An 11,024-nucleotide genomic window follows, 5' to 3' on the forward strand; every position below is an offset into this window, starting at 1 on the left:
GCAGACTGGATGTTTCAAAAGACAAAGGCCAGAGGTCTATCAGGCCGCCAGTTCGGAAACTGCCTTGCGTGCGTTGTTCAGCGACTCTTCAGCTTTCATTGCCAGCTGATCAGCGGCAACCACATCAACGTTGGTGATGCCGACAAAGCCCAGAATGAAGCGGGCATAGTTGGTGGCAAAGTCGACCTCGGAACCCACCGGAACGCCGTCCGAGGCAATGGCCAGAACGGCGCGTTTGCCTTCCAGCAGACCCTTCGGACCCTGTTCCGAATACGAGAAGGTCACGCCGACGCGGGTGATCATGTCGATCCACGCCTTGAACGCGGCGGGGACCGAGAAGTTGTAGATCGGCAGGCCGATGACGATCGTATCGGCGTCTTGCAGTTCCTGCACCAGTTCGTCGGACAGCGACAGGTGATCGCGCTGTGCGTCGCTGCGCTGATCGGCGGGGGTGAAGTTGGCGTTGATCCAGTCTTCGGTCAGCAGCGGCAGCGGAGCGGCCAGATCGCGGCGGATGACGGCTTCGGCATTCAGGTGCTGGACGATACGGTCCGACAGTTCGCGGGTGGCAGAGCCTTCGCGGCGGGCCGAGGCGTCGATATGCAGAATGGTTTTGGTCATTTGATCAGGTCCTTGGATCAGGGGGGATTCGATTTCCGGCTCAATATGAGTGTTGTGCGGGTGAACAAAACTCGGATATATCAACACTCATTGTTAGAAATTGCACAGTAGGACGGTTGCAATGGACAATTGGGACGAGGTCAGAACCGCCTTTCAGGTGGCGCGGATGGGAACCGTCAGCGGCGCGGCCGAGGTGTTGGGCGTGCATCACGCGACGGTCATCCGTCATATCGACGCCATCGAGGCGCGGCTGGGCGTCAAGCTGTTCCAGCGTCACGCGCGCGGCTATACCCCAACCGATGCGGGCGAGGATCTGTTGCGGGTCGCACAGGCGACCGAGGATCAGTTCAACCAGCTTGTGGGTCGGATGAAGGGGCGCGGCGACGATGTCTCGGGCGAGTTGGTGGTGACCTCGCTGGCCTCGCTTGCGCCGCTGATCGTGCCGGTGCTCAGCGACTTCCAGAACGCCCATCCCGGGCTGATCGTGCGTTATCTGACCGGAGACCGCCTGTTCCGCCTGGAATATGGCGAGGCACATGTGGCCATTCGCGCGGGTTCGGTCCCGGATCAGCCCGACAATGTGGTGCAGCCATTCTTTGAGCAGGAAATGGGGCTCTATGCCAGCCGCGCCTATATCGAGCGTCATGGCAAGCCTGATGGGATCGGCGCGTTTGACCGGCATTTCTTTGTCAGCGCCGATGACGAAAACAGCCGCGCGCCGTTTGCCAAATGGTTGCGAGAGACGGTTCCGGCCGAGGCGATCACCTTTCGCTGCACCAATAATTTCTGCATACGCGAGGCGGTTCTGTCCGGGGCAGGCATCGGCTTTCTGGCCCGATGGGAGGCGGCAGGCGACCCCGATCTGGTCGAGGTGATCGAGCCGCTGCCGGAATGGTTCGGCAAGCTGTGGCTGGTGACCCATGTCGATCTGCATCGCACCACCAAGGTGCAGGCCTTTCTGAAACACCTCAAGGATCGCTCCAAGGGCTGGCAGGCATGAGCGCCGAGGCCCGGGGCCATCTGGCGATGCTGGTGTTCTCGGCGCTGGTGGCGGGCAGTTTCTCGTTGGGGGCACTGGTGGCCAACCAGATCGCACCGATGGCGATCACGGCTGCACGGTTCGCCATCGCAGCGGTGGTTATCGGAACTGCCGCCTGTCTGACGACGGGCATCCCGCGCAGCGCGGCGCGGGCACCGTGGCGGTATCTGGTGCTGGGCGGGTTGTTTTCGGCCTATTTCGTGCTGATGTTCTACGGGCTCAAGACCGCAGAACCCATCAGCGTGGCGGCGGTCTTTACCCTGACGCCGGTGATGTCGGCCCTGGCCGGGTGGGTGTTGTTGCGGCAGATCACGACGCCGCGCATGGCGCTGGCGCTGTCGATCGGGGCGACGGGTGCGCTGTGGGTGATCTTCCGGGCGGATTGGCAGGCCCTGCGCGCGTTTCAGATAGGTGGAGGAGAGATCATCTATTTCTGGGGTTGCGCCGCCCATGCGATCTATACGCCGATGGTGCGCAAGCTGAACCGGGGGGAACCTGCGGTGGTGTTTGCCTTTGGCACCTTGCTGGCCGGGTTCGTGATCCTGACGGTTCTGGGCTGGCCGGATATCCGTGCCACCGATTGGGCCAATCTTGCACCCATCGTCTGGATCACCTTGCTGTATATTGCGCTGTTCGCCACTGCGGCCAGCTTTGTAATGGTGCAGTTTTCGGCGCTGCGCCTGCCTTCGGCCAAGGTCATGGCCTATACCTATCTGATCCCCAGTTGGGTGATCCTGTGGGAGATATCCTTGGGTCGGCCCGTTCCAACACCGCTGGTTCTGGTCGGCGTGACGCTGACAGCGATTGCCCTGATCCTGCTGTTGAAAAGTGAGGTCCGGCCCGCGCATGCGGTGGACCCGGCGCTGGACTAGGCCTTTGCGCTGCGCCGGGACTGTGGCAGCCTGTGCCGGAACAATGTTGGGAGAGCCTTGGGTGAGAATACCGCTTTTTTCAGTTTCAATCCTTGCTATGGCCGCCTGCGCGCAGGGCGGGCCATCGACAGAAACGGACATTGAGGGCAGTTGCGAAGCGTTGGCGGCCGCCGAGGCCGGATTGCAGTCCGGCGCGGTAAAGGCGGTTTCTGCGCAATCCGGGCCAACCGGCACCGTTGTTACCCTATCGGTCGACAATGCCGCTGAACCATGGCTGTGCCGCGTGGATGCCAGCGGGGTGATCCTGGGGATCAGTCCAGCGCAGTAGGGTCCTCACCCGCCGGAAGCTCGACCTCAAGAAACCGTTCAAACGCGTCCAGATTGACCGGCTCGAACTGACCGAACCCCTGCATCCAGACAGAGGCCGCCCGCAGCGCGTCCGGCTCCAGCTTGCACCATTTCACCCGGCCGCGCTTTTCCTGAGAGATCAGCCCGGCGCGGGTCAGGATCACCAGATGTTTCGAGATCGCGGCCAGAGACATCTCGAACGGTTCCGCCACATCGGTCACCGCCATGTCATCCTCCAGCAGCATCGCAAGGATGGTGCGGCGGGTCGGGTCGGCCAAAGCGGCAAAGACGGTATCGAGGTCACTGGACATGGCTCTTTCCTAATACGCAGCAACCGGTTTGACAATTTGCGCCATAACGCCACTTTTCCCCTGTCTGATGGACTGGGGTGCAGGGATGGCGCTGAAATACTGGTTGGTGATTTGCATCCTCGGCATCGGCTGGGGCATGTCCTTCATGTTCAACGCCATCTTGCTGCGTGAACTGGGGCCACTTTCGGTCTCGATGGGGCGCGTGGCCTTCGGCGCGCTGGGCTGCTGGGTTTACGTGATCGGCGCGCGCCTGCCGGTCAACCTGACCCTTGGCCTTGCCCTGGGTCTGCTGGGGTTCGGCGCGCTCAGCTATGCCGCACCGTTTGCGTTTTATGCGCTGGGGCAGCAGCATATCGCCTCGGGCGTGGCCGGGATCGTCAACGCGACCACGCCTGCCTTTGCGGTCATCGTTTCGCATTTCTGGCCGGGCAGTGAGCGCGCAACCCTGCTGAAATCGCTGGGCGTGGTTTGCGGCTTTGCCGGTATTGTCGTTCTGTCGCTGCCGGTGCTGCGGGCCGGGGCTGCATCCGAGTTCTGGGCAATTCTGCTGACCCTCTGCGCACCGATCTGCTACGCTTTTTCGGTCAACATCGCCCGTGCGTTCCGGGATATGCAGCCGGTGGTTCTGGTGGCGCTGGCACTGACCGGCGCGACGTTGGCGATTGCTCCGCTGGCCCTGTGGCAGGAGGGCCTGCCGCATATCACCCGGGCCGAGACCTGGGGCTCGTTGATCATCATCGGGTTCGTGCTGACCTCGGCGGCGTTCATCGCCTTTTACTGGCTGCTGCCAAAGGTGGGGCCGACCAATATCTCGACCGTCACCCTGATCGCACCGGTCTCGGCGCTGGTGCTGGGCACCTGGGTGCTGAATGAGACGTTGCTGCCGGAACATCTGGTTGGAATGGGAACCATTCTGCTGGGCCTGCTGCTGATCGACGGCCGAGTTGTTCGACGCATGCATCCGAAGGCGTTTGGAAAAGATCAACCAAAGGGTTGAATATGCGGATTCCGCCCTATCCGCTTAATCTCCGATTGCCGCGCATCGGTTCCGGATTGAGGGGTTCAGATTTTTAGACTAAAAATCTGATACTTACCGATATTTCATCCGCGAACTCAACACCGTTGACTCTGGCCCCCGCGCCCCTTAGCACCCTACCCAAGACTGTGCGAGGGAACCGCCCGTGACCGATGATGACCAAAAGCAGCGTATGGCGCAGCTGGAGGCCAAGATTACGGCGGCGAAAAAGGCCAAAGCGCCCAAACCCCGCGCGGACGCTGACATATCCGGGGGCGAGCTTGCCTGGAGGATGGTCATCGAAATGGTATCCGGTCTGGGGATCGGATTTGGCATCGGATACGGGCTGGACAGCCTGCTCGGGACAATCCCGATCTTTCTGGTGCTGTTCACATTGCTGGGCCTTGTCGCGGGCGTGAAGGTTATGCTCCGCAGCGCGAAAGAGGTTCAGGAGAAACAAATGTCGGCCAGCATACAGGCCGAGAAGGACGAGAGGGACTGAACGTGGCGACCGAGACCACCGCAGCAGAAGGCAGCAGCCTGGTATTCCATCCGATGGATCAGTTCATCGTCAAGCCGCTGTTCGGCGACGGTGCAATTGCCTGGTACACGCCCACCAACGTGACGCTGTGGCTGTTCTTCGCGATCCTGGCGATCATCGGCCTGCTGGTGCTCAGCACCTCGAAGCGCGCCATCGTGCCGACCCGGATGCAGTCGGTCGCGGAACTGGCCTATGGCTTCATCTACAAGATGCTGGAAGATATCTGCGGCAAGGATGGCATCAAATACTTCCCCTATGTCATGACCTTGTTCATGTTCATCGTGACTGCGAACTTCCTGGGCCTGATCCCGACCTCGTTCACCACCACATCGCATTTCGCCGTGACCATCCCGCTGGCACTGGCCGTGTTCCTGACCGTGACCGTTCTGGGTTTCGTCAAGAACGGTGCCGGGTTCCTGGGCCTGTTCTGGGTGTCCAGCGCGCCGCTGGCGCTGCGTCCCATTCTGGCGATTATCGAGCTGATCTCGTACTTCGTGCGCCCGGTCAGCCATTCCATTCGTCTTGCCGGTAACGTCATGGCTGGCCACGCGGTGATCAAGGTGTTCGCAGGCTTTGCCGCGATTGCCGTGATCTCGCCCGTGTCGGTTCTGGCGATCACCGCTATGTACGGTCTTGAGGTCCTGGTGGCCTTCATTCAGGCCTACGTATTCACCATTCTGACCTGTGTTTATCTGAAAGATGCGCTGCATCCGTCGCACTAAGGTCCGAACACCCAACATCGAAACTTCCAATTCGTAAGGAGACACATCATGGAAGGCGATCTCGCACACATCGGCGCAGGCCTGGCAGCAATCGGTTCCGGCGCAGCCGCAATCGGGGTGGGCAACGTGGCCGGCAACTTCCTGTCCGGCGCCCTGCGCAACCCTTCGGCGGCTGCTTCGCAGACCGCAACCCTGTTCATCGGTATCGCATTCGCAGAAGCCCTGGGGATCTTCGCATTCCTGGTCTCGCTGCTGCTGATGTTCGCCGTCTAATCTGCGGAACCTGATCCTTACGCGCAGGTGGGCCCAAGCCATAGCGGCCCACCTGTTGTAAAGACAACGTTCCGACGGAGGACATCATGGCGACTGAACCCATTAGCGAAGAAGTAGTTGGCTCGTGCGTCGACTCGCATGGCTCTGCCATCGGGATGCCGCAGCTCTGCTTCGATTGGTTCCCCAACCAGATTTTCTGGCTGGTCATTACGCTGGTCGTCATCTTTCTGGTCCTGTCCCGCGTGGCTCTGCCCCGCATCGCGGCAATCCTGGCTGAACGTCAGGGGACCATTACAAATGACCTGGCTGCGGCCGAAGATCTGAAGGCCAAGGCGGTCGAGGCTGAAGAGGCCTATAACAAGGCGCTGGCCGATGCCCGGTCTGAGGCACAGCGTATCGCAGCGGAAGCCCGCGCCGAAATCCAGTCTGGTCTGGATGACGCGATTGCTAAGGCGGATGCGGAAATCGCTGCAAAGGCGGCTGAATCGGAAAAGGCAATTGCCGAAATCCGTGCCGGTGCGCTGGAAAGCATTCAAGTGGTTGCCAAGGATACGGCGGCTGAACTGGTCACTGCACTGGGCGGCGAGGCGGATGCCAAAGCCATCGACAGTGCAATCGACGCGCAGATGAAAGGATAAGTGACATGCGGAACACTCTTGCCCTTATCCTGACCTTCGGCGCAGCCAGCCCCGCGCTGGCCGCAAGCGGCCCGTTCTTCTCGCTTGGCAACACCGACTTTGTGGTCCTTCTGGGCTTCATCGTTTTCATCGCGGTCCTGTTCTACTTCAAGGTCCCCGGCATGATCGGTGGCGCGCTGGACAACCGTGCCGCAGGCATTCAGTCCGAACTGGACGAGGCCCGCGCCCTGCACGAAGAAGCCCGCAGCCTGCTGGCCTCGTATGAGCGCAAGCAGCGCGAGGTGCAGACCCAGGCGGATGCCATCGTGGCCGCGGCCAAGGACGACGCGGCCCTGGCGGCTGAACAGGCCAAGGCCGATCTGGAGAAATCCATTGCGCGCCGTCTGGCTGCCGCGCAGGATCAGATTGCCTCGGCTGAAGCTTCGGCTGTGAAAGAGGTGCGTGATCAGGCCATCACCGTTGCGGTTTCGGCTGCAAACGCGGTTCTGGCCAAGCAGATGACCGCTGCTCAGGCGAACAAGCTGATCGACGCCGCAATTGCGGATGTTGGTGACAAGCTGCACTGATCCCGGTCACACGACCTGACATCAAGACCCGAGAGCCTCTGGTTCTCGGGTTTTTCTTTGTCAGGACAGTAGGCGCAGAAGAATTCGGGCATCATGGTCTTGCCCGCTATAGAAAACAGCCAAAACCCGTATGGTTCGCGTTTCATCGTCAACATCGAAGTAAATGACAGCGCGATCCTTGGTGACGTTGCGGATACCGCTTCCGAGATGCGGTCGCAAAGTGCCCTGATGTGGTAAGTTCCCCAATCGGTTCAGACTGTCCTCTATTTCGACCAGCCGGTTTTCGGCGTGCTGAAGGGCGGTGTCTACGTCTTCGCCGAAATGCAGGGCTGTTTCGAAAAGGAAGTCGAAAATCTGTTCGAAATCTCTGTCGATCTCATCGGATCGAATGACTTCATAGACCACGCTCAGCCCGTTTGCGCGCGATCATTTCTTTTGTGCGCTGCTTGCCTTCATCGAGGTTTACAAATGCGCCTGATTTGCGACGATCCAGCAATTCCCGCAGTGCGTCCGTGGTTTGCGATTGCGCGCGCATCAACTCCAACCCCTGTTGAAGAACTGCGCTGAGGCTTGGGTAATGCCCCAACGCCACCAATTCACGTGCATAAGCTTCCTGTGATTCAGTCAGCGAAATTGACGCTTTTACGCTCATGTGTCACCCCATGTACTACTCAGTAGTATGGGGATGAGGGGTTCTACCGTCAAGATAGCCTATCTATAAGGGGTGGTCTGGGCCACCGGCAAGCATCTATCAGTTTCCCCCGGTCTCATGTTCCAGCCGTTGCTGGGCGATCTTTTCGTTCTTGATGGCTTTCTGCTGATCCGCCATGCAGCGTTCGACAAAGCTCAGGTGCTGTTCCACGGCCTGCCGCGCGCCTTTCGGGTCGCGTTCTTGCAAGGCCGAGTTGATGGCGCGGTGCTGGTCCAGAATGGCGTCGCGGGTGGTGCGTTGCTGGAACATGATCTGGCGGTTGTAGAACACCCCTTGCCGCAGCAGATCGAACATCGAGCGCATCATATGCAGCATCACCACGTTATGGCTGGCCTCAATGATCGCCATATGGAATTGCGCATCCAGTTGCGCCTCTTCCTCGGTGGCGTTGCGGGCATGGGCGGATTCCATCTTGTCATAGATCGCCTGCACGACGCTCAGATCGCTGTCCGATCCCATCCGCGCGGCGCGTTCTGCGGCCAGCCCCTCCATATCCCGGCGGAAGGACAGGTAGTCGAACACTGCCTCGTCATGGCTGCTGAACAGGCGGATCAGGGCAGGCGCGAAGGCCGAACCCAGAACCTCGGCCACATAAACGCCGGACCCGGCCTTGGCGGTCAGCAACCCTTGCGCCTGCAGGTCCGAGATCGCCTCGCGCAGCGAAGGGCGCGATACGCCCATCCGTTCGGCCAGGTCCCGTTCCGGCGGCAGGCGTTCGCCTGGGCGCAGGATGCCGCGCAGGATCAGAAGTTCGATCTGGCGGACTACGGCAAGGGACAGTTTCTCGGTCTGGACTTTCTGAAAGGGCATCGGTCTTTTCTGTCAAATTGGTCAGGTCACATGACCACGTATCCCGCAAGGGTGCAAGAAAGCCGCCATCACATTGGTCGAAACAATAGGTCATAAGTATTGACTTATATGGTGCCAAACCTAGGCTGCCCGAAACACACGGCTAAGGAGGCCCGAGTCGATGGATCAGCTATACGCCACACGTATGTCCCGAATGAAAGCGTCGGAAATTCGCGAGCTGCTGAAACTGCTGGACCAGCCGGGCATCATCTCCTTCGCGGGTGGCATCCCCGATCCGAACCTGTTCCCGGCCGAGGCTTTCGCGCAGGCGTTCCAAATGGCGCTGAGCCCGGACCAGCAGGCGCAGGCGCTGCAATATTCGGTCAGCGAGGGCTATGCGCCGCTGCGCCAATGGCTGGCCGATCACATGGCCGACATCGGGATCGACTGCGGGATCGACAACATCCTGATCACCTCGGGCTCGCAACAGGCGCTGGACTATCTCGGCAAGCTGTTCCTGTCGCCCGGCGATACGGCGCTGGTGGGCTGGCCCACCTATTTGGGCGCACTGGCCGCGTTCAATGCCTATGAACCCCGCTTTGACCGGCTGAGCATCCAAGGCAATCGCGGCGTGGCGGAATATACCGAGGCCGCCGGACCGGGCGCGGTGAAATTCGCCTACCTGTCCCCGGATTTTGCCAACCCGACCGGAGAGACTGTGGACCTGAACGGGCGCAAGGCTCTGCTGGATCAGGCCGAGGCGCTGGATTGCGCGGTGATCGAAGACGGGGCCTATCAGGCGCTACGCTATGATGGTGATCCGATCCCGCCGGTTCTGGCGCTGGAGATCGCCCGCAAGGGCTCGATTGAAGACTGCCGGACGGTCTATTGCGGCAGCTTCTCGAAAACCTTGTCGCCGGGGTTGCGGATGGGCTGGGTGGTTGCTGCGAAGCCTGTGATCTCGCGGCTGGTGCTGATGAAACAGGCGGCCGATCTGCATTCGGCCACGATCAACCAGATGGCCGTGCATCAGGTGGCGCAGGCTTGTTTCGACACGCATATCCCGATGCTGCGCCAGACCTATAGCGCCCGCCGTGATGCAATGCTGGACGCGCTGGCCGAGCATATGCCCGAGGGTGTCGAATGGACTAAGCCCGAGGGCGGCATGTTTGTCTGGGTAACCCTGCCGCAGGACACTGACGGCGCCGCCCTGCTGGCCCGCGCGCTGGAAACGGTGAAGGTCGCCTTCGTCCCCGGTCAGGCGTTTTTCCCCGATGGCTCGGGTGCCAATACGATCCGGCTGAGTTTCTCCAACTCGGATGAGGCGACGATCCGCGAAGGCATACGCAGGTTGGGCGAGGTGTTGCGCGGCTGAACCGGGAAAGGTTCTGTTAACCATATTGCGGCAATGCTGCGGCATGATCCGTCTGCTTGCCTTCCTCCTGCTGGCCTCTTGTTCGGCCGGAACCCCTCATTTCCGCGATGTGCCCGCGACGCGCATCGCGGTGAATGGCAGCGTGTTCGACGTGCGCGTGCGCGGTGATCTGGCCGAGGCGGTGCGGATCAATATGCAATACGCCCCACGTCTGGGTCCGATCCGCGACTGGGCGGCGCTGGCCATGGCGCAGGTTTCGGGCTGTCCGATTCTGGATGTTCTGGGCGATGCGGCGGTGACGGTGGGGGTTCTGGGCTGCGACCGAGAGGCAGGTGAACGGCTGCTGCTGACCGCGATTTCGACGCCCCGATATGAATGCATCGACTTTGGCCTTTATGAACGGGTGGGCAAGGATTACGGCTATCAGGTCTTTGAGTGCAATCCGTACTGACGGGCATGGTTTTCGGCAAATTTTGGCAAGATATTGTGGATAACTCGACCCAACGGGCCATATCCTGCGCAACTGCGTTGACACGTCCCCATTCCGTTGCGCAGACTTCCTGAACACAGGAATCATGGGACCCACCGCTTTTGCGCTTTAGCAAACTCAAACTCACCGGCTTCAAAAGCTTTGTTGATCCAACCGATCTGATCATCGCGGATGGGTTGACCGGTGTGGTGGGGCCAAACGGCTGTGGCAAGTCCAACCTGCTGGAGGCGCTGCGCTGGGTCATGGGCGAAAACCGCCCCAAATCCATGCGTGGCGGCGCGATGGAGGATGTGATTTTTGCCGGGGCCGCCACCCGTCCGGCCCGCAACTTTGCCGAGGTGGTCCTGACCATGGACAACTCTGAACGGCTGGCGCCCTCGGGGTTCAATGACAACGATCAGCTGGAAATCATCCGACGCATCACCCGCGATGTTGGCAGCGCCTATAAGACCAACGGCAAGGACGTGCGGGCACGCGATGTGCAGATGCTGTTCGCCGATGCCTCGACCGGGGCGCATTCGCCCGCGCTTGTGGGGCAGAACCGCATTGCCGAATTGATCAACGCCAAACCCCGCGCCCGCCGCCGCATTCTGGAAGAGGCTGCGGGCATCTCGGGGCTTTATCAGCGTCGGCATGAGGCCGAGTTGAAGCTGAAAGGCACCGAGGCCAACCTGACCCGCGTCGATGACGTGCTGGAACAGTTGGGCACGCA

At 60.6% G+C, this 11,024-nt stretch carries 17 protein-coding genes; 12 read left to right on the plus strand and 5 right to left on the minus strand.

What is annotated here, in order from left to right; translation table 11 throughout:
* Positions 1-39 precede the first annotated feature (39 nt).
* On the minus strand, positions 40-621 hold the full coding sequence (locus MPJ51_RS09005; RefSeq protein WP_298384973.1) for an NAD(P)H-dependent oxidoreductase: 582 nt from the start codon (positions 619-621) through the stop codon (positions 40-42).
* 121 nt (positions 622-742) lie between these two features.
* Between MPJ51_RS09005 and MPJ51_RS09010 the strand changes: the two genes are divergently transcribed.
* The 3 genes from MPJ51_RS09010 to MPJ51_RS09020 all read left to right on the plus strand — a co-directional run bounded on the left by MPJ51_RS09010 (position 743) and on the right by MPJ51_RS09020 (position 2,860).
* Positions 743-1,621 (plus strand): LysR family transcriptional regulator, encoded by an 879-nt coding sequence (locus MPJ51_RS09010; protein WP_298384976.1) that lies wholly within the window; start codon positions 743-745, stop codon positions 1,619-1,621.
* On the plus strand, positions 1,618-2,532 hold the full coding sequence (locus tag MPJ51_RS09015; protein WP_298384979.1) for a DMT family transporter: 915 nt from the start codon (positions 1,618-1,620) through the stop codon (positions 2,530-2,532). The genes MPJ51_RS09010 and MPJ51_RS09015 overlap by 4 nt, the downstream gene beginning before the upstream one ends.
* A 61-nt stretch (positions 2,533-2,593) precedes the next feature.
* On the plus strand, positions 2,594-2,860 hold the full coding sequence (locus MPJ51_RS09020; RefSeq protein WP_298384982.1) for a hypothetical protein: 267 nt from the start codon (positions 2,594-2,596) through the stop codon (positions 2,858-2,860).
* Here the strand turns inward: MPJ51_RS09020 and MPJ51_RS09025 are convergent.
* The gene (locus MPJ51_RS09025; protein ID WP_298384985.1) at positions 2,844-3,191 is read right to left on the minus strand and encodes a metalloregulator ArsR/SmtB family transcription factor; all 348 of its coding nucleotides are present in this window, start codon (positions 3,189-3,191) and stop codon (positions 2,844-2,846) included. The two genes, MPJ51_RS09020 and MPJ51_RS09025, sit on opposite strands and share 17 nt — an antisense overlap.
* 85 nt (positions 3,192-3,276) lie before the next feature.
* Here MPJ51_RS09025 and MPJ51_RS09030 point away from each other — a divergent pair, with 85 nt between their 5' ends.
* From MPJ51_RS09030 to MPJ51_RS09055, 6 genes are all read left to right on the plus strand, one after another.
* Positions 3,277-4,188: a DMT family transporter gene (locus MPJ51_RS09030; protein ID WP_298384987.1), complete on the plus strand. Its 912-nt coding sequence runs from the start codon at positions 3,277-3,279 to the stop codon at positions 4,186-4,188.
* A gap of 184 nt (positions 4,189-4,372) precedes the next feature.
* On the plus strand, positions 4,373-4,708 hold the full coding sequence (locus MPJ51_RS09035; protein WP_298384990.1) for an AtpZ/AtpI family protein: 336 nt from the start codon (positions 4,373-4,375) through the stop codon (positions 4,706-4,708).
* Between the two features lie 2 nt (positions 4,709-4,710).
* Positions 4,711-5,469 (plus strand): F0F1 ATP synthase subunit A, encoded by a 759-nt coding sequence (locus tag MPJ51_RS09040; RefSeq protein WP_298384993.1) that lies wholly within the window; start codon positions 4,711-4,713, stop codon positions 5,467-5,469.
* Positions 5,470-5,517: 48 nt separating this feature from the next.
* On the plus strand, positions 5,518-5,742 hold the full coding sequence (locus tag MPJ51_RS09045; RefSeq protein WP_008755373.1) for a F0F1 ATP synthase subunit C: 225 nt from the start codon (positions 5,518-5,520) through the stop codon (positions 5,740-5,742).
* 86 nt (positions 5,743-5,828) lie between these two features.
* Positions 5,829-6,380 carry a F0F1 ATP synthase subunit B' gene (locus MPJ51_RS09050; protein ID WP_298384999.1) on the plus strand — a complete coding sequence of 184 codons (552 nt, stop codon included), beginning with the start codon at positions 5,829-5,831 and terminating at the stop codon, positions 6,378-6,380.
* Between the two features lie 5 nt (positions 6,381-6,385).
* A complete protein-coding gene (locus MPJ51_RS09055) occupies positions 6,386-6,946 on the plus strand; it encodes a F0F1 ATP synthase subunit B (protein WP_298385001.1) in 561 nt (186 codons plus the stop codon).
* Positions 6,947-7,006: 60 nt separating this feature from the next.
* On the opposite strand, the gene MPJ51_RS09060 is transcribed toward MPJ51_RS09055, so the two are convergent.
* From MPJ51_RS09060 to MPJ51_RS09070, 3 genes are all read right to left on the minus strand, one after another.
* Positions 7,007-7,351: a type II toxin-antitoxin system RelE/ParE family toxin gene (locus MPJ51_RS09060; protein WP_298385004.1), complete on the minus strand. Its 345-nt coding sequence runs from the start codon at positions 7,349-7,351 to the stop codon at positions 7,007-7,009.
* Positions 7,341-7,598 carry a type II toxin-antitoxin system ParD family antitoxin gene (locus MPJ51_RS09065; RefSeq protein ID WP_298385006.1) on the minus strand — a complete coding sequence of 86 codons (258 nt, stop codon included), beginning with the start codon at positions 7,596-7,598 and terminating at the stop codon, positions 7,341-7,343. The genes MPJ51_RS09060 and MPJ51_RS09065 overlap by 11 nt, the downstream gene beginning before the upstream one ends.
* 99 nt (positions 7,599-7,697) lie before the next feature.
* Entirely contained in the window at positions 7,698-8,468 is a 771-nt protein-coding gene (locus MPJ51_RS09070; RefSeq protein WP_298385010.1) for an FCD domain-containing protein, read from the minus strand.
* A 160-nt stretch (positions 8,469-8,628) separates the two neighbouring features.
* Between MPJ51_RS09070 and MPJ51_RS09075 the strand changes: the two genes are divergently transcribed.
* The 3 genes from MPJ51_RS09075 to MPJ51_RS09085 form a co-directional block, all read left to right on the plus strand.
* Positions 8,629-9,822: a PLP-dependent aminotransferase family protein gene (locus MPJ51_RS09075; RefSeq protein ID WP_298385012.1), complete on the plus strand. Its 1,194-nt coding sequence runs from the start codon at positions 8,629-8,631 to the stop codon at positions 9,820-9,822.
* A gap of 43 nt (positions 9,823-9,865) precedes the next feature.
* On the plus strand, positions 9,866-10,273 hold the full coding sequence (locus MPJ51_RS09080; RefSeq protein WP_298385015.1) for a hypothetical protein: 408 nt from the start codon (positions 9,866-9,868) through the stop codon (positions 10,271-10,273).
* A 140-nt stretch (positions 10,274-10,413) separates the two neighbouring features.
* Positions 10,414-11,024, plus strand: a 611-nt coding sequence (locus MPJ51_RS09085) for an AAA family ATPase (RefSeq protein WP_298385017.1), incomplete at its 3' end; no start/stop codon positions are given.

It is taken from the genome of Ruegeria sp. (assembly GCF_028066395.1).
Taxonomy (GTDB): Bacteria; Pseudomonadota; Alphaproteobacteria; order Rhodobacterales; family Rhodobacteraceae; genus Ruegeria.

Excerpts from the sequence above, each read along its gene's own strand:
- MPJ51_RS09005 (WP_298384973.1), bottom strand. The coding sequence starts at position 621 with ATGACCAAAACCATTCTGCATATCGACGCCTCGGCCCGCCGCGAAGGC.
- MPJ51_RS09010 (WP_298384976.1), top strand. The coding sequence starts at position 743 with ATGGACAATTGGGACGAGGTCAGAACCGCCTTTCAGGTGGCGCGGATG.
- MPJ51_RS09015 (WP_298384979.1), top strand. The coding sequence starts at position 1,618 with ATGAGCGCCGAGGCCCGGGGCCATCTGGCGATGCTGGTGTTCTCGGCG.
- MPJ51_RS09025 (WP_298384985.1), bottom strand. The coding sequence starts at position 3,191 with ATGTCCAGTGACCTCGATACCGTCTTTGCCGCTTTGGCCGACCCGACC.
- MPJ51_RS09030 (WP_298384987.1), top strand. The coding sequence starts at position 3,277 with ATGGCGCTGAAATACTGGTTGGTGATTTGCATCCTCGGCATCGGCTGG.
- MPJ51_RS09045 (WP_008755373.1), top strand. The coding sequence starts at position 5,518 with ATGGAAGGCGATCTCGCACACATCGGCGCAGGCCTGGCAGCAATCGGT.
- MPJ51_RS09050 (WP_298384999.1), top strand. The coding sequence starts at position 5,829 with ATGGCGACTGAACCCATTAGCGAAGAAGTAGTTGGCTCGTGCGTCGAC.
- MPJ51_RS09055 (WP_298385001.1), top strand. The coding sequence starts at position 6,386 with ATGCGGAACACTCTTGCCCTTATCCTGACCTTCGGCGCAGCCAGCCCC.
- MPJ51_RS09065 (WP_298385006.1), bottom strand. The coding sequence starts at position 7,598 with ATGAGCGTAAAAGCGTCAATTTCGCTGACTGAATCACAGGAAGCTTAT.
- MPJ51_RS09070 (WP_298385010.1), bottom strand. The coding sequence starts at position 8,468 with ATGCCCTTTCAGAAAGTCCAGACCGAGAAACTGTCCCTTGCCGTAGTC.
- MPJ51_RS09075 (WP_298385012.1), top strand. The coding sequence starts at position 8,629 with ATGGATCAGCTATACGCCACACGTATGTCCCGAATGAAAGCGTCGGAA.
- MPJ51_RS09080 (WP_298385015.1), top strand. The coding sequence starts at position 9,866 with ATGATCCGTCTGCTTGCCTTCCTCCTGCTGGCCTCTTGTTCGGCCGGA.